The organism is Minwuia sp. (genome assembly GCF_048263705.1).
Classification (GTDB): domain Bacteria; phylum Pseudomonadota; class Alphaproteobacteria; order Minwuiales; family Minwuiaceae; genus Minwuia.
On sequence record NZ_JBLXDV010000004.1, the window covers coordinates 1 to 19,850 of the forward strand.

At 65.8% G+C, this 19,850-nt stretch carries 18 protein-coding genes; 9 read left to right on the forward strand and 9 right to left on the reverse strand.

What is annotated here, in order from left to right; all coding sequences use genetic code 11:
* From ACN0X7_RS07130 to ACN0X7_RS07140, 3 genes are all read right to left on the reverse strand, one after another.
* Positions 1 to 200 (reverse strand): hypothetical protein (locus ACN0X7_RS07130; RefSeq protein ID WP_417515592.1); only part of this gene is annotated, 200 nt, incomplete at its 3' end.
* Between the two features lie 36 nt (positions 201 to 236).
* Complete coding sequence (locus tag ACN0X7_RS07135) at positions 237 to 1,634, reverse strand: TolC family protein (RefSeq protein ID WP_417515594.1); 1,398 nt, start codon at positions 1,632 to 1,634, stop codon at positions 237 to 239.
* Between the two features lie 215 nt (positions 1,635 to 1,849).
* Positions 1,850 to 2,170 carry a DUF1476 domain-containing protein gene (locus ACN0X7_RS07140; protein WP_417515596.1) on the reverse strand — a complete coding sequence of 107 codons (321 nt, stop codon included), beginning with the start codon at positions 2,168 to 2,170 and terminating at the stop codon, positions 1,850 to 1,852.
* Positions 2,171 to 2,432: 262 nt separating this feature from the next.
* On the opposite strand from ACN0X7_RS07140, the gene purC reads away from it, so the two are divergent.
* The 6 genes from purC to grxD are packed head-to-tail and all read left to right on the forward strand — an operon-like array spanning position 2,433 to position 6,981.
* A complete protein-coding gene (purC, locus tag ACN0X7_RS07145; protein WP_417515598.1) occupies positions 2,433 to 3,194 on the forward strand; it encodes a phosphoribosylaminoimidazolesuccinocarboxamide synthase in 762 nt (253 codons plus the stop codon).
* A gap of 30 nt (positions 3,195 to 3,224) precedes the next feature.
* Positions 3,225 to 3,467, forward strand: a complete 243-nt coding sequence (gene purS / locus ACN0X7_RS07150) for a phosphoribosylformylglycinamidine synthase subunit PurS (RefSeq protein WP_417515600.1) — start codon at positions 3,225 to 3,227, stop codon at positions 3,465 to 3,467.
* A 5-nt stretch (positions 3,468 to 3,472) separates the two neighbouring features.
* Entirely contained in the window at positions 3,473 to 4,141 is a 669-nt protein-coding gene (purQ, locus tag ACN0X7_RS07155; RefSeq protein ID WP_417515602.1) for a phosphoribosylformylglycinamidine synthase subunit PurQ, read from the forward strand.
* Entirely contained in the window at positions 4,138 to 6,363 is a 2,226-nt protein-coding gene (purL, locus tag ACN0X7_RS07160) for a phosphoribosylformylglycinamidine synthase subunit PurL (protein ID WP_417515604.1), read from the forward strand. Before purQ ends, purL begins: the two co-directional genes overlap by 4 nt.
* Positions 6,364 to 6,377: 14 nt before the next feature.
* Positions 6,378 to 6,611, forward strand: a complete 234-nt coding sequence (locus ACN0X7_RS07165; protein WP_417515606.1) for a BolA family protein — start codon at positions 6,378 to 6,380, stop codon at positions 6,609 to 6,611.
* Between the two features lie 31 nt (positions 6,612 to 6,642).
* The gene (gene grxD / locus ACN0X7_RS07170) at positions 6,643 to 6,981 is read left to right on the forward strand and encodes a Grx4 family monothiol glutaredoxin (protein WP_417515608.1); all 339 of its coding nucleotides are present in this window, start codon (positions 6,643 to 6,645) and stop codon (positions 6,979 to 6,981) included.
* A 60-nt stretch (positions 6,982 to 7,041) separates the two neighbouring features.
* Here grxD and ACN0X7_RS07175 read toward each other — a convergent pair whose 3' ends face one another.
* Positions 7,042 to 8,226, reverse strand: coding sequence for an aromatic ring-hydroxylating oxygenase subunit alpha (locus tag ACN0X7_RS07175; RefSeq protein ID WP_417515610.1), 1,185 nt, complete (start codon positions 8,224 to 8,226; stop codon positions 7,042 to 7,044).
* 83 nt (positions 8,227 to 8,309) lie between these two features.
* The gene (locus tag ACN0X7_RS07180; RefSeq protein WP_417515612.1) at positions 8,310 to 9,173 is read right to left on the reverse strand and encodes an EamA family transporter; all 864 of its coding nucleotides are present in this window, start codon (positions 9,171 to 9,173) and stop codon (positions 8,310 to 8,312) included.
* 298 nt (positions 9,174 to 9,471) lie between these two features.
* Between ACN0X7_RS07180 and ACN0X7_RS07185 the strand changes: the two genes are divergently transcribed.
* The 3 genes from ACN0X7_RS07185 to ruvC all read left to right on the forward strand — a co-directional run bounded on the left by ACN0X7_RS07185 (position 9,472) and on the right by ruvC (position 12,078).
* Positions 9,472 to 10,710 (forward strand): Zn-dependent hydrolase, encoded by a 1,239-nt coding sequence (locus tag ACN0X7_RS07185; RefSeq protein WP_417515614.1) that lies wholly within the window; start codon positions 9,472 to 9,474, stop codon positions 10,708 to 10,710.
* 113 nt (positions 10,711 to 10,823) lie between these two features.
* Positions 10,824 to 11,573, forward strand: coding sequence for a YebC/PmpR family DNA-binding transcriptional regulator (locus tag ACN0X7_RS07190; RefSeq protein ID WP_417515616.1), 750 nt, complete (start codon positions 10,824 to 10,826; stop codon positions 11,571 to 11,573).
* A gap of 4 nt (positions 11,574 to 11,577) precedes the next feature.
* Entirely contained in the window at positions 11,578 to 12,078 is a 501-nt protein-coding gene (gene ruvC, locus ACN0X7_RS07195; protein ID WP_417515618.1) for a crossover junction endodeoxyribonuclease RuvC, read from the forward strand.
* Positions 12,079 to 12,279: 201 nt separating this feature from the next.
* Here ruvC and ACN0X7_RS07200 read toward each other — a convergent pair whose 3' ends face one another.
* The 4 genes from ACN0X7_RS07200 to ACN0X7_RS07215 form a co-directional block, all read right to left on the reverse strand.
* On the reverse strand, positions 12,280 to 13,200 hold the full coding sequence (locus tag ACN0X7_RS07200; RefSeq protein ID WP_417515620.1) for an alpha/beta hydrolase family esterase: 921 nt from the start codon (positions 13,198 to 13,200) through the stop codon (positions 12,280 to 12,282).
* A 243-nt stretch (positions 13,201 to 13,443) separates the two neighbouring features.
* Complete coding sequence (ppdK, locus tag ACN0X7_RS07205) at positions 13,444 to 16,125, reverse strand: pyruvate, phosphate dikinase (protein ID WP_417515622.1); 2,682 nt, start codon at positions 16,123 to 16,125, stop codon at positions 13,444 to 13,446.
* Between the two features lie 183 nt (positions 16,126 to 16,308).
* Entirely contained in the window at positions 16,309 to 18,384 is a 2,076-nt protein-coding gene (gene glyS, locus ACN0X7_RS07210; protein ID WP_417515624.1) for a glycine--tRNA ligase subunit beta, read from the reverse strand.
* Between the two features lie 145 nt (positions 18,385 to 18,529).
* A complete protein-coding gene (locus ACN0X7_RS07215) occupies positions 18,530 to 19,405 on the reverse strand; it encodes a glycine--tRNA ligase subunit alpha (protein WP_417515626.1) in 876 nt (291 codons plus the stop codon).
* Positions 19,406 to 19,850: the final 445 nt, after the last annotated feature.

Genomic DNA, 19,850 nt, shown 5'->3' on the forward strand with positions numbered 1-19,850 from the left:
ATCAGGACCTTCTCGCCGTTCGGTCCCACCAGAACAAGGTCCGGGCCCGAACGGACGTAGTCCGCCGTCAGCAAAAACGCACCGTTCCCGCCAATCCCGTCAACCACAAGACTGTCAACGCCCGACGCGTCCAGAACAGCAGCAAATTCCTGCTGACCAAACCCGTCAGACAGACGCGGCGGTAATTGATCCCTCGTCATGTTCCGGCACTCCCTAAGCGCCGGCAGACATATGGGTCAGTTCGACCTGCGGTATTCCCCGTCCCCCGCATCCGAGAAACCGCACTGACCTACGACTGCCGACTGCTGGACCGGTTCCGACTGGGCAACAGTGCCCGCATCCAACCGACCCAGTGTGTTCAAAACTCTAAACGCGGCCACTTGTGAGTCATAAAAGGCATTCACGAAGTTAATGCATGCTGAATAAAGCTCATTTTCAGCATCCAAAACATTGATGGCCGTCTCTTTTCCGGCTTCTCGCAGCTCAATGCGGGACCCAAATACCTCACCCGCGATATTCATCGCGTTACGCAAGAGTTCAGCACGTTCCCGCGCAACTTCCATTTCGTGCCAGGACAGTTCCATCAGTTCGATGGTTTTTCTGGTCACGTCGCGTCCGTTCTGCACCGCTTCCTGATATCGCGCGCCCGCTTCCGCCGCATTCGCCGGCGTCAGCAGCCCGTCGAACAGCTGCCAGGTCAGTTCCAGCTTGATGGAATAGTCCTGACGCACGTCCTCGACACCCGCCAGATTGTTCTCGACGTTGGCGGTGCCGACCAGATCGACCGTCGGGTAGTAGCCCGACAGGGCGCGGCGGCGCTCGTCCTTGGCGGAGTCGGCCTGGGCGAAGGCGATCTTGATAATCGGATTGTCGCCCTCCAGCTGCCGTGCCGCCTCTTCCTTGGTGGCGGGCAGCATGTCCGGCGTGGGTGCCAGCGCGACCATGTCGTCCGGCGTCGGCGGCACGCCGAACACCTGCTGGTAGGTCGAGTAGGAATCCTTCAGCGCGCCCTGGAAGGCGAGACTCTGCTCCTTGGCGATCTGCAGCCGCGACTTGGCCAGCAGCACATCGACGCTGATGCCCGAGCCGCGCTCGACGCGCTCGTCCTCCAGCTCAAGCTGTTCGGAAATCGCGTGGACATTGCCCTTGTTCAGGCGCACCAGCTCGCGGTTGCGCAGCACGTTCATGTAGGCGGTCACGCCTTCGAGCACGATGTTCTGGCTGACGGCGGCCAGCGTGTTGTCCGACGCGCGGATCAGCGCACGGGCACTGTCGCGGCCGGCATAGGTGGAGAAACCGTTGAACAGGTTCTGGCGCACCTCCAGCGTGGCATTGGTCGCGAAAAGCTGCTCGTTCTCCAGCCCGGCCTGCCGCGTGGCGAGCGAATCGGTGTGCTCATAGCCGGCGGCGGCGGTCACGCTGACCTGCGGCAGCAGCGGCGCGGTCTCGCGGCGCAGGTTCTGGTTCGCAGCTTCCAGCGCCCGGCGCGCCGCCTGAATTTGCGGATGATCGTCGACCAGAGCCTGAACCGCACTGTCCATGGGCTCTGCCCCCGTCACGGCAGGTGCCAGCAGAGCCACCGCAGCAGCGGCAATGGCAGAACGCCAGCCGCCTTTCGTCGAGCGAAAAATCATAACCCTCTACCCCGTCAGATCCACCCGGATCGACCCCGTCAGCCCCCCGGCAAACGGGATTTCACCCCTATTTCAACAAAATATACGCCACGCTTAAGCCAATTCACAAGCAAACGCCAACAGTTCGCGACTGCGATTCGCAACACTGTAGCAATTGCATCACACAAACATATCCGCCACACACACGGCTGTGACGAACTTCACGGCAGTCGAAACTACTCCTGCGCGATCTGTGCCCGGGCCTGCTCCAGCAGTTCCTGCATCTGGCGGCGCACGCGGTGCTCGGACAGGTCCAGCTTGTTGGCCTGCACGTCCGCCCAGACCTTGCGGAACACATCTTCGTCACCGGGCTCCTCGAAATCGGACGCGACCACCTGTCTGGCGTAGGCGTCGGCATCGTCCCCCGTCAGGCCGATCTGTTCGGCAAGCCAGAGTCCCAGCAGCTTGTTGCGCCGCGCCTGGGCCTTGAATTCCTTCTCGCCATCCAGGGCGAACTTCGATTCAGCTGCCTTCTTTCGATCGTCAAAACCGGACATCGGAAACTCCGTCATGGTTGCGGCGGCCGCCCCATGGGCAGCGCCAGAAAATACAGCGCTTTCTTTACCCTTACCCGGCGGCACAGGCAATCGCTGTTCACCGGTCGGCGGGGCATTCGCGACACATGGGCGCGCGCCGCGGGCCGCATTGTCTTTGTGGTGCCTGTTCTGTATGTTCCGCCGCTCCGCCAGATCATACAAATCAGACACTGGCTGCCCCACCCCCTGCGCCCGCGATGGCGCCCAGCGAGAGACAGGTGCCATGGCCCGCCGCAGACAGCTTTACGAAGGCAAGGCGAAGATCATCTACGAAGGCCCCGAGCCCGGCACCGTCGTCCAGTACTTCAAGGACGATGCCACGGCCTTCAACAACCAGAAGAAAGGCACGATCACCGGCAAGGGCGTGCTGAACAACCGCATCAGCGAAGTGCTGATGACGCGCCTGAACCAGATCGGCGTGCAGACCCACTTCATCAAGCGGCTGAACATGCGCGAACAGCTGGTCCGGCAGGCCGAGATCGTGCCGCTGGAAGTCATCGTGCGCAATCTGGCCGCCGGCAGCTTCGCCAAGCGCTTCAACATGGAAGAGGGCACGCCCCTGCCGCGCTCGATCATCGAGTTCTGCTACAAGAACGACGAACTGGGCGATCCGCTGGTGACCGAGGAACACATCACCGCGTTCGGCTGGGCCACGCCCCCGGAACTGGACGACATCGTGCAGCAGACCGTGCGCATCAACGACTATCTGTGCGGGCTGTTCAACGGGATCGGCATCCGGCTGGTGGACTTCAAGATCGAGTTCGGACGCGTCTGGGACAATGACGTCATGCGCATCATCCTGGCCGACGAGATCAGCCCGGATTCGTGCCGCCTTTGGGATCTGAACACGAACGAGAAGATGGACAAGGACCGCTTCCGCCGCGACATGGGCGGCGTCGAGGAGGGCTATCGCGAGGTCGCGCGGCGGCTGGGCGTGCTGTCCGAGAACACGACCGAATTCACCGGACCGAAGCTGGTCCACTAGACATCCAACGATCAGGGAGTGGCCGCGACGATGCAGGCGCGCATATTCGTGACGCTGAAGAACGGCGTTCTGGACCCGCAGGGCAAGGCGGTGAACACCGCCCTGAACAGTCTTGGACATGACCGTGTCCAGTCCGTCCGGCAGGGCAAGCTGTTCGAGGTCGAGCTGGACGAGACCGACCGGTCGCGGGCGGAAGCCGACCTGAAGGTGATGTGCGAGAAACTGCTCGCCAACACGGTGATCGAGAACTACTCGATCGAGATCCTGGGCTGATCGTCATGAAATCGGCGGTGATCGTTTTCCCCGGCTCCAATTGCGACCGGGACGTGCAGGTGGCGCTTCGGCAGATCACCGGCAGGGAACCCACGATGGTCTGGCATGGCGACAGCGAGCTGGGCAAACACGATCTTGTCGTGCTGCCCGGCGGCTTCTCCTTCGGCGACTATCTGCGCTGCGGCGCGATCAGCGCACTGAGCCCGATCATGAAGGCCGTCGTTGCCCATGCCGAGCGCGGCGGGGCGGTGCTGGCCATCTGCAACGGTTTCCAGATCGCCTGCGAGAGCGGGATGCTGCCCGGCGTGCTGATGAACAACGCCTCCGGCAGGTTTGTCTGCCGTCCGGTCGGGATGACGGTCGCCAGCACGGACACCGCTTTCACCGGCGGCTATGACGCGGGCCAGCCCGTCACGATCCCGGTCGCGCACCACGACGGCAACTATTTCGCCGACGACGCGACGCTGGACCGGCTGGAGGGCGAGGGGCGCATCGTTTTCCGGTACGCCGAGAACGACAATCCCAACGGATCGGCCCGTGACATCGCCGGCATCGCATCCGCGAACGGGCGGGTGGTCGGCATGATGCCCCACCCCGAGCGCGTGTGCGACGAACGGCTGGGCGGCACGGACGGACGGGCCATGTTCCGGTCCGCGATGGAGGCGCTGGCATGAGCGGCACCGAACCTGAGATCGAGATCACGCCGGAGATCGTCGCCGAACACGGGTTGACGCCGGAAGAATACGACCGCGTGCTGAACGCCATGGGCCGCGCGCCCAACATCACGGAACTGGGTATCTTTTCGGTGATGTGGTCCGAACACTGTTCCTACAAATCGTCCAAGGTCTGGCTGAAGACCCTGCCGACCGAGGCCCCGTGGGTCATCTGCGGCCCGGGCGAGAACGCAGGCATCATCGACATCGGCGACGGCGACGCGGCCATCTTCAAGATGGAAAGCCACAACCACCCCAGCTTCATCGAACCCTATCAGGGGGCGGCGACCGGCGTCGGCGGCATCATGCGCGACATCTTCACGATGGGCGCGCGACCGGTGGCGAACATGAATGCGCTGCGCTTCGGCAGCCCGGACCATCCGAAGACGCGCCGGCTGATCAGCGGCGTGGTCGCGGGCATCGGCGGCTATGGCAACTGCATGGGCGTGCCGACGGTCGGCGGCGAGGTGAACTTCGATCCGGCCTACGACGGCAACATCCTGGTCAACGCCATGTGCGTCGGCACCGCGAAGACCGACAGGATCTTCTATTCCGCCGCCGCCGGGATCGGCAATCCGGTGGTCTATGTCGGCAGCCGCACCGGCCGCGACGGCATCCACGGCGCCACCATGGCCTCCGCCGAATTCGACGACCAGTCCGAGGAGAAACGCCCGACCGTGCAGGTCGGCGACCCCTTCACCGAGAAGCTGCTGCTGGAAGCCTGTCTGGAACTGATGGCGACCGACGCCATCGTCGCCATTCAGGACATGGGCGCAGCGGGGCTGACCTGCTCGTCGGTCGAAATGGCCGACAAGGGCGGTGTCGGACTGGAACTGGATCTGGACGCCGTCCCGCAGCGCGAGACCAACATGAGCGCCTATGAGATCATGCTGTCCGAGAGCCAGGAACGCATGCTGATGGTGCTGAAGCCGGGCCGCGAGGACGAGGCCCGCGCCATCTTCGACAAGTGGGGCGTCGAGTTCGCCGTCGTCGGCACGCTGACCGATACGGGCCGCTTCACCCTGAAGAAAGGGGGCGAGATCGTGGGCGACATCCCGGTGCGCCCGCTGGTCGATGACGCGCCCTCGTATGAGCGCCCCTGGGTCGCCACGGAAAAGCCGGCAGCCCTGGACCCGGTCAGCGCGCCCGCACCCAACGACTATGGCGATGCGGTGCTGAAGATGGTCGGCGGGTTCGACAGTGCCAGCCGCCGCTGGATCTTCGAACAGTACGATTACTCGGTCATGGCCGACACGATCCAGAAGCCGGGCGGAGACGCCGCCGTCGTCCGCGTGCACGGTACGAGCAAGGCGCTGGCGATCTCGACCGACGTCAATCCGCGCTACTGCTTCGCCGATCCGGTCGAGGGCGGCAAGCAGGCGGTCGCCGAGACCTGGCGCAACATCACCGCCGTCGGCGCAACGCCGCTGGCGATCACCGACTGCATGAACTTCGGCAATCCCGAACGGCCCGAGATCATGGGCCAGTTCGCGGGCTGCATCGAGGGCATGCGCGAGGCCTGTCTGACGCTCGACTATCCGGTCGTGTCGGGCAATGTCTCGCTGTACAACGAGACCAACGGCACGGGCATCCTGCCGACACCGGCCATCGGCGGCGTGGGCCTGCTGACCGACTCCGCGAAGATGGTGAAGCTGGCCATCCCCGCCGCAGACCTGTCGCTCGTCCTGATCGGCGACACGCAGGGCCACCTGGGCCAGAGCCTCTATCTGCGCGACGTGCTGGGGCGCCGGGAAGGTCCGCCGCCGCCGGTCGATCTGACGGTCGAGCGGCGCAACGGTGATTTCGTGCGCGGGCTGATCGACGACGGGCTCGTCGGTGCCTGCCATGATCTGTCCGACGGCGGCCTGGCGCTGGCGCTGTCGGACATGTGCATCGCCGGCGGCATCGGCGCGGCAGTCACGCTGCCCGAGGCGGATGCCGACGACCACGCCATCCTGTTCGGCGAGGACCAGGCGCGCTATTGTATCGCCGTCGCCGATGCCGATGCGATCCTGGCGCGCGCGGCCGACGCGGGCGTGCCGGCGCGGATCATCGGGACGACGGGCGGTGCCGAGTTGACAGTGAAAGACCTGTTCACCATATCCGTCGCCGACCTGACGGCCACACATGAGGGCACGTTGCCGGACTATATGGCAGATGCTGCCGCCAGGGCGGCGGTTTGAAGGGAGACTGAGACATGGCCATGGACGCAAGCGACATCGAGACCATGATCCGCGAGGCCCTGCCGGACGCGCAGGTGACCATCACCGATCTGGCGGGCGACGGCGACCATTACTCGGCCCATGTCATCTCGTCCGCATTCGCGGGCAAGTCACGGGTGCAGCAGCACCAGATGGTTTACAAGGCCCTGCGCGGCCGTATGGGAGGAGAGCTGCATGCTCTGGCCCTTCAGACGTCGGCCCCGGCCTGACGCCCACACATCTCGTTCACGGAGTACCCAGATGGATCAGAACACCCAGGACCGCATCGACGCGGAAGTGAAGTCCAATGACGTCATGCTGTTCATGAAGGGCACGCCGGTCTTTCCGCAGTGCGGCTTCTCGGCGGCCACCGTCCAGATTCTCAGCTATTACGGCGTCAAGTTCGGCTCGGCCAACGTGCTGGAAGACGCTGACATCCGTCAGGGCATCAAGGAATATTCCGACTGGCCGACCATCCCGCAGCTCTACGTGAAGGGCGAATTCGTCGGCGGATGTGACATCGTCCGCGAGATGGCCGAATCCGGGGAACTGGAAACCCTGTTCCGCGAGAACGGCATCGAACTGAACCCGCAGAACTGAGCGGCCGGACCGAGCGGTTGATCCGGGCGGCAGCGCCTCGCTGCCTCCGGCCCTGACCGATCAGCCGGCCAGCATCTTCTCCGCCATCCAGGCGTGGAAATCGCGGGTCGTGGTTTCCAGGACGGGCGTCAGCACGCCGCCGTCGAACGCGGGCGAGTGCCGCCCCGCCTGCATGCGCTCGACCGGATTGATGTCCTCCTCGAACACGCCCCGCCAGAGCGCCGCATTGGCGCGGCGCAGGTCGGCCCATGCGCCGCCGGTCGCCGCCTCTTCGGTGAAATAGCCGATCCGCACGCGTTCCAGCGTCTTTTCCTGGCTCTGGGGGATCAGCAGGATGCCGTACCAGTGGTCGGCATGGATGGCGTAGAGCAGGTTCGGATAGACCGCGATATATTCCGCCCGCGTCGACCAGTAGTCCGACAGGCCCGGCACCTTCGGGAAACCGCGGCCCTCGGGGTCCAGACCGGCCTGATAGACCAGGCTGACCTGCCCGGCGTTGCCGTTGTCGCCGGCAACAAGTTCGTGATCCTCGATCCGGGAATAGCTGTTCAGGCCGGGATGGATCGACGGCAGGTGATAACTCTCCAGATAGTTCTCGACGGCCAGCTTCCAGTTGCAGTTCACCGTCAGTTCGAACGTCGAGTCCGCGCCGCCCGCAAAGAAGGCGGCATCGTCGAATTCCCGCCAGCGCGCTTCCAGTTCGTCGAAGGCAACCGACACGTCCGGCGCCTCGCCCGACAGGTCGGCGAAGACCACGCCGTACCAGCTGGCGGCGCGCACTTCGACCAGGCCCAGTTCACCGGGGTGGACGGCTTCATGTTCGTTCACGCCCACACCGCCGACGTGGGGCGTGCGGTCCAGCGCCCCGTCCAGCTTGTAGCACCAGGCGTGATAGGGACAGCGGATCACCGATCCCGTACGCCCCGGTTCGGTCACCAGCTTCATGCCGCGATGGCGGCAGATGTTGTGGAACACGCGCACCCTGTCGTCGCGCCCGCGCACCAGCAGCAGCGGCAGCCCGGCGATGTCCACCGGCATGGTCGATCCCTTGCGCGGCACGTCGCCCTCGAAGCCGATAGCGATCCAGTGCCTGCGCCAGACGGCATCCTGTTCGGCCCGGTGGAAGGCCGGATCCACGTAAGCCTCGTTGGGCAGGGCGGCGGTGACATTGTCGCGCGCCGCCACGCGACGCAGCCGCCCGGTCAGATCGTCGGAAAGCCGGGCACTTGAGAATCCGCTGTCCATGATCGGCACCTCACAGGGAATGGTGCGGAAACGATAGGCCCGGACACGGCAGGAACCTGCGCCTGAATCCGTCAGGCGCTGTTTCAGGCGCGACCGGTTCTCACCGGCCAGAGGACGGCCGCCAGACCGGCGAAGATCAGCAGGCAGCCGACGGCCTGCAAGCGGGAGAGGGTCTCGCCCAGAAACAGCCAGGACAGCGAGATGCCGAACACCGGCACCAGCAGGAAGAACGGGGCGACGATGGCTGCGCTGTGCTGCACCAGCAGCCGCCCCCAGATGGTGTAGACCAGCACCGTCGCCAGCAGCGCCGAATACAGCACCGCGACGGCGGTCTTCCAGGTCATGGCGCCCAGGGTCGCCGACACCGGGTTCGCGGTCTCCAGCAGCAGCGAGAGGGCGAGCAGCGGAACGGCCGCGGCCGCGCTCATCCAGACCGCGACATGCAGCGGGTTCGCCCCGCCGAGGGATTTCAGGATCATGTTGCCCCCCGCAGCGCACAGCGCACCGAACAGAATCAGCGCAAGCCCGCCTGCGGTCCCGGTTTCCGACTGCGCCGATGCCAGAAGCAGCAGCCCGGCCAGCGCCACCGCCCCGGCGATCGCATGGCGCGGGCCGGGCGTCTCGCGGAAGAAGACCACCGCCATGATCACGGTGAAGAAGGCCTGCGTATGGATCAGCAGCGAGGCCAGCCCCGCCGGGAAGCCGCCGGACATGGCGAAGAACATCAACCCGTACTGCCCCGCGCCGAGCAGGACACCGAGCGTCACGATGTGGCGCCACGGCATCGCCGGTTTCGGAACCGTCAGGATGAAGACACCGGCCGCCAGAAACCGCAGGAAGGTGAAGAACAGCGGCGGCGTCTCCTCCAGCGCCAGCGCCGAAAAGGGAAACGTCGCGCCCCAGATCAGCGCGGCCAGGACGGCCAGAAAGGCATCGCGCGCAGGCATGGCGGGCACACTACAGCAAGCGGCCCGCGCGGTGTACAGCCGCGTCAGCAAACCCGGTGCAGCGCCTGCATCGGCCTGAACCGTGACAGGTTTGACCACCCGCTGGGTTCCGGGATCGAGCCTGTCCCCGGCCTGACCGGGGATCCCGGAACGCGGGAGAGTGGGCGATGACGTCTCAACAAACCACCACGCGCAGCGGGACTTGATCCCGCTGCCCAGTTGGGCGTCAATGGCGGGGGATGGTATGGACACTGACCGACACAGCCCCATCCGGCACACCGCAGCAGGAGCGACCGACATGACCGAAGGCCACAATCTGACCATCAACGGCGACCGCCTGTGGGACAGCCTGATGGAGATGGCGAAGATCGGCGCAACCGAAAAGGGCGGCAATTGCCGACTGGCGCTGACCGATCTGGACCGCGAGGGCCGCGACCTGTTCGTGCGCTGGTGTGAGGAGGCCGGCTGCACGATCCGGGTGGACAAGATGGGCAACATCTTCGCCCGCCGTCCGGGCCGCAACGACGACCTGCCGCCGGTGATGACCGGCAGCCACCTGGACACCCAGCCGACCGGCGGGCGCTTCGACGGGGTCTATGGCGTGCTGGCCGGGCTGGAGGTCGTGCGCAGCCTGAACGACATGAACATCGAGACCGAACACCCGATCGAGGTGGCGGTCTGGACCAACGAGGAAGGCAGCCGCTTTGCGCCGTCCATGATCTCGTCCGCCGTGTTCGCGGGCGTCTACGATCTGGACTACGGCCTCGCCTGCGCCGACGCGGACGGCAAGACCATCGGCGAGGAACTGGAGCGCATCGGCTATGCGGGGCCGGACGAGGTCGGCAACCGCGAGATCAAGGCCTTCTTCGAGACCCATATCGAGCAGGGGCCGATCCTGGAGAACGAAGATATCACCATCGGCGTGGTGACCGGCGCACAGGGCCAGAAATGGTACGAACTGGACATCCAGGGCCAGGAAAGCCACGCCGGACCGACACCGATGCCGGTGCGCAAGGACGCCCTGCTGGCGGCGGCGCGGGTGGTCGAACTGGTCAATCAGGTGGGGCTGGCGCACGCGCCCGACGGCTGTGCCACGGTCGGCATGCTGAACGTGCATCCCAACAGCCGCAACGTCATTCCCGGCCATGTCTTCATGACCATCGATTTCCGCCATCCCGACCCGACGCAGCTTGCCACCATGGATCAGACCATGCGCGGCGCGGTCGCCGAGATCGCCGAGCGCAGCCAGGTCGAGATTGAACTGAAACAGATCATGGACCTGGAGCCCCTGCCCTTCGACGAGGCCTGCGTCGCATCCGTGCAGAAAGCCGCCGACGACCTGAGCTTCTCGTCACGCAGGATCGTTTCCGGTGCCGGTCACGACGCCTGCAACATCGCCCGCGTCGCGCCGACGTCCATGATCTTCATCCCCTGCATCGACGGCATCAGCCACAATGAGGTCGAGGACGCCAAACCCGAATGGATCCACGCCGGCGGCAACGTCCTGCTGCGCGCCATGCTGGAACGCGCGAACTGACGACGCAGTCGGTTCGGCAGGCGGCTGTGCCGTTTTCGGCGCGGCCTTGACCGCGCGCCGTCAATTTCTGCTAAGACACGTTCAATTCCTATCTGCGGCAGAGGAGCGGGCGCATGGCCGGCCATTCACAATTCAAGAACATCATGTACCGCAAGGGCGCGCAGGACGCGAAGCGCGCCAAGCTGTTCACCAAGCTGGCGCGGGAAATCACCGTGTCGGTGAAGGAAGGCGGCGACGATCCGGCGGCCAATCCGCGCCTGCGCGCGGCCATCATCGCGGGCCGCAAGGAGAACATGCCCAACGACAACATCAACCGCGCCATCAAGCGGGCGACGGGCGAGGGCGCGGCGGAAGTGTTCGAGAACATCCGCTACGAGGGCTACGGCCCCGGCGGGGTGGCGCTGATCGTGGAGGCGCTGACCGACAACCGCAACCGCACGGCGTCCGAAGTGCGGTCGGCCTTCTCGAAACACGGCGGCTCGCTGGGCGAGACCAATTCCGTGTCCTTCATGTTCGATCATGTGGGCGTGGTGGAATATCCGGCGGACGCCGCCGATGCCGAGGCCATGTTCGAGGCCGCGGTCGAGGCCGGCGCCGACGATGTGATCAGCAGCGAGAACGGCCACGAGGTGATCTGTGCCATCGAGGCCTTCAACGACGTGCGCGATGCGCTGGAAGAAGCCTTCGGCGAGGCGCGCGAGGCCGGTCTGGTCTGGCGGCCCCAGAACACCACCGAAGTCGACGAGGACAAGGCCGCCACGCTGCTGAAGCTGGTGGACGTGCTGGACGACAATGACGACGTGCAGAAGGTGCACGCCAACTTCGAGGTCTCCGACGAGGTCATGGCGAAGCTGGCGGAGTGACGGTTTGAGCAGCGCCCGCACCCGGCTGATCGGTCTGGACCCGGGGTTGCGCCACACCGGCTGGGGCATCCTGGATTCGGAAGGCAACCGCCTGATCTGGATCGCCGACGGATCGGTGACGTCCGATCCGAAGACGTCGCTGGCCGAACGGCTGCGTCAGTTGCACGACGGCCTGCAGGAGGTGATCGCCGAATGGCGGCCCGACATCGCCGCGGTCGAGGAAACCTTCGTGAACAAGAACCCGGTCTCGACGCTGAAACTGGGCCAGGCACGGGGCGTGTCACTGCTGGTGGCCTCGCTGAACGATCTGCCTGTGACCGAATATGCACCCAACGCCATCAAGAAGGCCGTCGTCGGTACGGGTCATGCCGCGAAGGAACAGATCCACATGATGGTCCGCACGCTGCTGCCGGGTGCGAAACTGTCCAACGAACACGCCGCCGACGCGCTCGCCACCGCCATCTGCCACGCACACCACCGGGGCTCGAACCGGCCGCTGCGCTGATCCGGTCCCGGGTTTGACTGAATCGCCGCCTCCCGGACTGTCACCCCCGGTTTATCCGGGGGCCTTGCTGCAACGCCGCGTCCGCCTGAGCGCTCCTTGCCCCCGCACGGAGGCGGGGGTGACACGCAGCGTGTCTGGCTCCCTCAATCCGATATCGGAATGGCCTAAATTTCCATGCGGCGCACTATGCGCTACCCGCTCTCACTCCGGCATCGGGTGGCGGGCGAAGAAGGCCCGGATCTCGCGGCTGGCCGGGTAGTTGGCGGGCGCGGGTCCGAGCAGGTCGCCGAACCGGCCCGGCAGGCGCGAGTTCGCGGTTTCCGGCCAGCGATGCCCCATGCCGTCGAAGCGGTAGAGGATGACATTCGTGCCGTCGCGGCAGCCCTCTGATCCCGTCACGGTCAGGCGGATGCCACCGCCGAGGTCACGTTCGGGACCGGGCATTGCCGGTCCGGCGCAACCGTTCAGGGCGCGGAAGACCGCGAGCGTGCGGTCGGTCGACAGGGTCGTGCCCCGATCTGCGGGAAACATGGGTGCCACGGCACCGCCGTCCCACAGGATCAGTTCGTCCGCCGTGCCGTTCAGCAGCATCAGCGGGACCGGCCTTGCCGGCCGGCAGGTCCGTTCGGCCTTCTCGGGCAGGTTGGCGATGACAGGCGCGAAGGCGGCAAACACACCGGCGGCCTCGCAGGCCAGCCGGAAGGTCATCATGCCGCCGTTCGATGCCCCGGTGGCATATATCCGTCTTGCATCCGCAATGCCCGCCTGCACCAGTTGCTGCGCCAGAGCCGTCAGGAACCCGACATCGTCGATCACCTCGCCGCCCTGCTTCCGGCGGATGGCTGCTGCTTCGCGCGCGTCGTTCCACTGATTGCCGATGCCCTGCGGATAGACCGTCACATATCCTGCACGCGCCCCGCTGGCGTGAAAGGCCGTCGTCCGTCGGGTCCGTTCGGCGGTGCCACCGCCGCCGTGCAGCACGAACACCGTCGGCGCGGGCAGGGCCAGCCCCGGCGGTCTCTCGATCAGATAGTCCCGGTCACGACCGTCGTGGCGCAGCGTATCCGCCAGCGCGGGGCCAGCGAGGACGATGAGGCACAACAGGAGAAGAAACCTGCTCATGGCGGCATGATAACCGTCAGATCGGGCAGCGGCGCAAGCGGGAACCGGGATTTTCCATCGGCGCGGTTCGACCCGGGACCGAGAGCAGCCGCCCCGGCGCTTCAGCAGGAGTGGCGGTTCGTGTGCCCGCTCAGGGCGGAAACAGTCTGAATGGAACCATTCAGGCCGGTTTCAGGAATGGCAACCACCTGGGCGCGTTGCGTTATTTCGATCTGATGCTGATTCCACGAAATCGAAAACGCTCTACGCCTCGCTTTCGGGCTTGGTTTCCGAGATCGCGGCCTGGGCCGCGGCCAGCCGCGCAATGGGCACCCGGAAGGGCGAACAGGACACATAGTCCAGCCCGACGCTTTCGCAGAAGTGGATCGAGGCCGGGTCGCCGCCATGTTCGCCGCAGATGCCCAGCTTGATGTCGGGCATGGTCCGGCGTCCGCGCTCGGCGGCGATCTTCACCAGTTCGCCGACCCCGTCCACGTCCAGACTGACGAAGGGATCCTTCTCCAGCACGCCCTGCTCGACGTAATCGTCCAGGAAGGCGGCGGCGTCGTCGCGGCTGATGCCGAACGTCGTCTGCGTCAGGTCGTTGGTGCCGAAACTGAAAAAGGCCGCCGACTGCGCCAGTTCATGCGCCCTGAGGGCCGCGCGCGGCAGCTCGATCATGGTGCCGACCAGATAGTCGATCTCCACACCCTTTTCCCGGCGCACTTCCGCGGCCACGCGGTCGATCAGTTCCTTCAGGATGTCGATCTCGCGCTTGGTGGCGGCCAGCGGGATCATCACCTCCGGTATCACCGGTTCGGCGACGGTGGAGACCTCGGCCACGGCCTCGAAGATCGCGCGGGCCTGCATCTCGTAGATCTCGGGGAACGAGATGCCCAGACGGCAGCCGCGATGGCCCAGCATCGGATTGAACTCGTGCAGTTCGTTGGCGCGGCGGCGCATCCGTTCGGGGTCGGCCTCCATCGCCCTGGCGACCGCGCGGATGTCCTCTTCCGTCTTGGGCAGGAATTCGTGCAGCGGCGGATCCAGCAGGCGGATCGTCACCGGCAGGCCGGCCATGATGCGGAACAGGTCGATGAAGTCCTGGCGCTGCATCGGCAGGATCTTGGCCAGCGCCGCGCGGCGTTCGGATTCCCGGTCGGACAGGATCATCTCGCGCACGGCGATGATGCGCTCATCCTCGAAGAACATGTGCTCGGTGCGGCACAGGCCGATGCCTTCCGCGCCGAAGTCGCGCGCGGTCTGCGCATCGGCAGGCGTTTCGGCATTGGTGCGCACCCGCAGGCGGCGGATGCCGTCGGCCCAGACCATCAGTTTCGAGAAATCGCCCGACAGTTCCGGCTGGATCGTGGCGACCTCGCCGGACATGACCTCGCCGGTCGCGCCGTCGATGGTCAGCACGTCGCCCGCATGGAACGATTCGCCCAGCACCGACATCTCGCCCTTCTTGTAGTCGATGCGGATATGGCCCGCGCCCGACACACAGGGACGGCCCATGCCGCGCGCGACCACGGCGGCGTGGCTGGTCATGCCGCCGCGGCTGGTCAGGATGCCTTCCGCCGCGTGCATGCCGTGAATGTCCTCGGGGCTGGTTTCCTCGCGCACCAGAATGACCTTCTCGCCCATCTTCGACAGGCGCTCGGCCTCGTCGGCGGTGAAGGTGATCCGGCCCGACGCGGCACCGGGGCTGGCGGGCAGACCCTTGGCGATGACGGTACGGCCGGCCTCCGGGTCCAGGGTCGGATGCAGCAGCTGGTCCAGCGCCGACGGTTCGATCCGCATCACCGCTTCCTGTTCGGTGATCAGCCCTTCATCCACCATGTCCACGGCGATCTTCAGGGCGGCCTTGGTGGTGCGCTTGCCCGACCGGGTCTGCAGCATCCACAGCTTGCCGCGCTGTACCGTGAACTCGATGTCCTGCATGTCGCGGTAGTGCTTCTCCAGCGTCTGGTAGACCTGCACCAGCTGGCCGAAGACCTCGGGCATCGCCTCTTCCAGCGACGGGTCGGTCTCGCCCGAGCGTTCCCGGGCGGCCTTCGTCAGCAGCTGCGGCGTACGGATGCCGGCGACCACATCCTCGCCCTGCGCGTTGATCAGATACTCGCCGTAGAAGATGTTCTCGCCGGTCGACGGGTCGCGCGTGAAGGCGACACCGGTGGCCGAACTCTCGCCCATGTTGCCGAAGACCATGGCCTGGACGTTGACGGCGGTGCCCCAGCTTGTCGGGATGTCGTTCAGGCGGCGGTAGGTTCTGGCGCGGTCGTTCATCCACGATCCGAAGACCGCGCGGATCGCACCCCAGAGCTGTTCTTCCGGGTCCTGCGGGAAGGGCTTGCCGGTGACGCGGACGACCTCTTCCTTGAACAGGTCGACGATGCTTTCCAGGTCGTCGACCGTCAGTTCGTTGTCCAGCCAGATGCCGCGGGTTTCCTTCACGCCCTCCATCAGGTCCTCGAACCCGGCGTGATCGACGCCCAGCACCACGTCGCCGTACATCTGGATGAAGCGGCGATAGCTGTCCAGCGCGAAGCGGCGCTCGCCGCCGGCGCTGGCGGCGAGACCCTCGACCGTCTGATCGTTCAGGCCCAGGTTCAGCACCGTGTCCATCATGCCGGGCATGGAAGCGCGCGCGCCCGAGCGGACCGACACCAGCAGCGGGTTGTCCGCATCGCCAAATCCCGCGCCGACCTGTTCGCCCACCCGCGCGATGGCAGCGCTCACCTGTTCGGCCAGCCCGTCGGGAAAGGCCCCCTCATGGTCGGTATAATGGGTGCAGACCTCGGTGGTGATGGTGAATCCCGGCGGCACCGGCAGGCCGATGTTGGACATCTCGGCCAGGTTCGCGCCCTTGCCGCCCAGCAGGTTCTTCATGTCGGCCCGGCCTTCCGCCGACCCGTCCCCGAAGCTGTAGACCCATTGCGTCATGTCGTTCGTATCCTTTCGGATGTGTCGCCCGATACCGTTCGGGAAACACCTGCCTGCACCGGGACTTGATCCCGGTGCCCAGACCGGCATCGGAACCGGGCAGAAACTCTTCGTCCTCTGTACACAATCAGCGCCGCACTGGGCTCCGGGATCAAGTCCCGGAGCGGGTGAGAACTGATGGGTTCATCCCTCGATCTTCGAGAAATCCGCGACCCGGTGCAGGGTCTCGCGGATCTCCGCCAGCAGTTTCAGCCTGTTCTCGCGCAGGCCCGGATCGTCGGCGTTCACGGTCACATCCTCGAAGAAGGCATCGACCGGGCCGCGCAGACCCGCCATCGCCGACATGGCCGCCTCGAAATCCTCAGCCTCCAGCGCACGGTCGGCCTGCGCAACCGCTTCTGTCAGTGCCGTGCCCAGCGCCTTCTCGGCGGCATCGGCGAAGGCATCGCGGTCGGCGGGACCGGCGTAGGCCGTCTTGTCCTTCTTTTCCTCGATCCGCAGGATGTTGGCCGCCCGGCGGTAGGCCGTCAGCAGGTTCTGTCCGTCGTCCGATGTGGCGAGGGTCTGAAGCGCGGCGACGCGGCGTGTCAGGCGTACCAGATCGCCGTCCCGGCCCAGCGCCAGCACCGCGTTCACCAGATCGTGGCGCACGCCCTGATCGCGCAGGCTGACCGTCATGCGGTCGGCGATGAAATCGAGCAGGTCGTTCACGACCGTCTGTCTGTCCGCTTCGGTCGAGGCGAAATCATTGACCAGCCCGCCATAGGCTTCGGAAATCGCGGCGGCCAGATCCAGCCTGAGATCGTTTTCCAGCACCAGCCGGATGATACCCAGGGCGGCGCGGCGCAGCGCGTAGGGGTCTTTCGAACCCGTTGGTTTCTCGCCGATGCCGAAGAACCCGGCCAGACTGTCCAGCTTGTCGGCCAGTGCCACGGCAACCGAGACCGGCTCGGTCGGACACGGATCGTTCGGCCCGGCGGGGCTGTAGTGATCGCGGATGGCGCGGGCGATGTTCGCGTGTTCGCCGTCGGCCTGGGCGTAGTACATGCCCATCAGGCCCTGCAATTCCGGGAACTCGCCGACCATTTCCGTGGTCAGGTCGGCCTTGGCCAGCAGTCCGGCGCGCTTCGCCTGCTGTCTGTCGGCACCGACATGCGGGGCCAGCCAGGTGGACAGTTCCGAGATGCGCTCGGCCTTGCGGCGCACGGACCCCATCGCGGCGTGGAACACGATCGGGTCGAGGTCGTCGATGCGGCTCTCCAGGGTCCGCTTGCGGTCCTGATCCCAGAAGAAGCGGGCGTCGGACAGGCGCGCGCGCAATACCTTCTCGTTGCCCGCCGTGATCGCCGCACCGCCGTCTGTGGCGCTCAGATTGGCGACGGTCACGAAGTGCGGGGCCAGCGTGCCGTCGGCGTGCCGGGTCGCGAAATATTTCTGGTGCGTGCGCATCGACAGGATCAGCACTTCGGGCGGCACATCCATGAAGGCGTCGTCGATGCGGCCCATCAGTGGCACCGGCCATTCGACCAGCCCGGCCACCTCGTCCAGCAGGCCGCCGTCCTCAATCAGCGACACGCCCTGCGCGGTGGCCAGCGCGGACGCGCCCTGCGCGATCATGTCTTTCCGTTCGTCCCGGTCCAGCACGACCTTTGCGTCGCGCAGCTTCGTCCGATAGTCGGTGAAATCGCTGACGGCGAAGGCGTCGGGCGCGTGGAAGCGGTGGCCACGTGTGATGTTGCCCGCACTCACGGGGCCGAAGCTGACCGGCAGGATCTCGCCGCCGAACAGGCACAGGATCGAATGCAGCGGCCGCACCCAGCGGACGCCGTGCGCGCCCCAGCGCATGGACTTCGGCCAGGGCAGTCTTGCAATCGCCGTCTCGACGATGCCGGGCAGCACCTCGGCGGTCTTCTGTCCCGGCTTCTCGATCACGGCGAACAGCACATCGCCCTTCGGCGTCTCGCGTACTTCAAGCTGATCGCGGGTCAGGCCGGTCGAGCGCAGAAAGCCCTCGATGGCCTTGTCGGGCGCGTCGGCCTTCGGGCCCTTGCGCTCGTCGCGCACGTCCTCGGTCGCGCCGGGCAGGTTCCCGATCACGACGGTCAGGCGGCGCGGTGTCGAGTGGTGGCTCAGGCCAGTGACCGCAAGACCGGCATCCTTGCACCCGGCCTCGATCAGCCTTGCCAGATCGGAGGCGGCGCGGTCCTGCATGCGCGCGGGGATTTCCTCCGAGAACAGTTCCAGCAGAAGTTCGGTCATCGTGCCGTCCCCGAATTCGTGTCATCCCCGTCAGCGCGGAGCGCTGCGCGGAGATCGGGCTGAACCAGCCATGTCCTGATCCCGATCCCCGAGTGCCCCTGCGGGACATCGGGGATGACACACTGAAACGTGCGGAAATACATGCTCACGCCTCCACCGTCAGGTGGCCACGGCTGACCAGCCATTCCTCGGCGCAGCGCTTGGCCAGCGCCCGCACCCGGCCGATGTAGGCGGCGCGCTCGGTCACGCTGATGACCCCGCGCGCGTCCAGCAGGTTGAAGACGTGGCTCGCCTTGATGCACTGGTCATAGGCGGGCAGCGCCAGCCCCTGCGCCGCGATGGCATGGCACTCGGCCTCGGCGTCGCGGAAGTGGCGGAACAGCATCTCGGTGTTCGCATGTTCGAAATTGTGTGCGGAATATTCCCGTTCGGCCTGATGGAACACGTCGCCGTAGCTGACGCCCTGCCCGTTGAAGTCCAGATCATAGACATTGTCGACGCCCTGCACATACATGGCCAGCCGCTCCAGCCCGTAGGTCAGTTCCCCGGACACCGGCGCACAGTCGAAGCCGCCGACCTGCTGGAAGTAGGTGAACTGGCTGACTTCCATGCCGTCGCACCAGACCTCCCAGCCGAGGCCCCAGGCACCCAGCGTCGGGCTTTCCCAGTCGTCCTCGACGAAGCGGATGTCGTGATTGTTCGGGTCGATTCCGATCTCGTTCAGGCTGCCCAGGTAGAGCGCCTGAAAATCGTCCGGCGAGGGCTTCATGATGACCTGGTACTGGTAATAGTGCTGCAGCCGGTTCGGGTTCTCGCCATAGCGCCCGTCGGTGGGACGGCGCGACGGCTGCACATAGGCGGCCTTCCAGGGTTCCGGGCCCAGCGCGCGCAGGGTCGTGGCCGGATGGAACGTGCCCGCGCCCACCTCCATGTCATAGGGCTGCAGGATCAGGCAGCCTTGCGCCGACCAGTAACGGTGCAGGCGCAGGATCAGCTCCTGAAAGGACGGTGCGGCGGACATGATGGATGGCCTCTGAACGTGGCGGGTTCGTCTGCGCGGAGAGGTAGCGGGGGCCGCCGTGAGGGTCAAGGAGGGAAACGTCGCGTTGCGCTTACGCCGGCGTAGCACTGTGTTCCCATCTGCGAGAACCGTGACAGGTTTCACCATCCACTGGGTTCCGGGATCGAGTCCCGGAACGCGGGAGAGTGTGTGGCGAGGTCTGAATAAAACCACCACGCGCAGCGGGATCCCCGGTCAAGCCGGGGACAGGCTTGATCAGAGTTTACCCCGCACCCCGATGCGGGGCTGCCCAGTGCGGCGTCCCCGTCTGCGAGAACCGCGACAGGTTTCGCCATCCGCTGGGTTCCGGGATCGAGTCCCGGAACGCGGGAGAGTGTGTGGCAGCGTTCATTCCAAACCATCACGCGCAGGGGGAATCCCCGTGCGGGCCGGGGACAGGCCCGAT

What these genes read in the sequence shown, in the direction of transcription:
- ACN0X7_RS07175 (WP_417515610.1), bottom strand. Translation starts at nt 8,226, where the DNA reads ATGGACAGCGGATTCTCAAGTGCCCGGCTTTCCGACGATCTGACCGGG.
- purC (WP_417515598.1), top strand. Translation starts at nt 2,433, where the DNA reads ATGGCCCGCCGCAGACAGCTTTACGAAGGCAAGGCGAAGATCATCTAC.
- ACN0X7_RS07135 (WP_417515594.1), bottom strand. Translation starts at nt 1,634, where the DNA reads ATGATTTTTCGCTCGACGAAAGGCGGCTGGCGTTCTGCCATTGCCGCT.
- glyS (WP_417515624.1), bottom strand. Translation starts at nt 18,384, where the DNA reads ATGACCGAACTTCTGCTGGAACTGTTCTCGGAGGAAATCCCCGCGCGC.
- ACN0X7_RS07140 (WP_417515596.1), bottom strand. Translation starts at nt 2,170, where the DNA reads ATGTCCGGTTTTGACGATCGAAAGAAGGCAGCTGAATCGAAGTTCGCC.
- ACN0X7_RS07185 (WP_417515614.1), top strand. Translation starts at nt 9,472, where the DNA reads ATGACCGAAGGCCACAATCTGACCATCAACGGCGACCGCCTGTGGGAC.
- grxD (WP_417515608.1), top strand. Translation starts at nt 6,643, where the DNA reads ATGGATCAGAACACCCAGGACCGCATCGACGCGGAAGTGAAGTCCAAT.
- purQ (WP_417515602.1), top strand. Translation starts at nt 3,473, where the DNA reads ATGAAATCGGCGGTGATCGTTTTCCCCGGCTCCAATTGCGACCGGGAC.
- purL (WP_417515604.1), top strand. Translation starts at nt 4,138, where the DNA reads ATGAGCGGCACCGAACCTGAGATCGAGATCACGCCGGAGATCGTCGCC.
- ppdK (WP_417515622.1), bottom strand. Translation starts at nt 16,125, where the DNA reads ATGACGCAATGGGTCTACAGCTTCGGGGACGGGTCGGCGGAAGGCCGG.
- ACN0X7_RS07215 (WP_417515626.1), bottom strand. Translation starts at nt 19,405, where the DNA reads ATGTCCGCCGCACCGTCCTTTCAGGAGCTGATCCTGCGCCTGCACCGT.
- ACN0X7_RS07190 (WP_417515616.1), top strand. Translation starts at nt 10,824, where the DNA reads ATGGCCGGCCATTCACAATTCAAGAACATCATGTACCGCAAGGGCGCG.
- ACN0X7_RS07180 (WP_417515612.1), bottom strand. Translation starts at nt 9,173, where the DNA reads ATGCCTGCGCGCGATGCCTTTCTGGCCGTCCTGGCCGCGCTGATCTGG.
- purS (WP_417515600.1), top strand. Translation starts at nt 3,225, where the DNA reads ATGCAGGCGCGCATATTCGTGACGCTGAAGAACGGCGTTCTGGACCCG.
- ACN0X7_RS07165 (WP_417515606.1), top strand. Translation starts at nt 6,378, where the DNA reads ATGGCCATGGACGCAAGCGACATCGAGACCATGATCCGCGAGGCCCTG.
- ACN0X7_RS07200 (WP_417515620.1), bottom strand. Translation starts at nt 13,200, where the DNA reads ATGAGCAGGTTTCTTCTCCTGTTGTGCCTCATCGTCCTCGCTGGCCCC.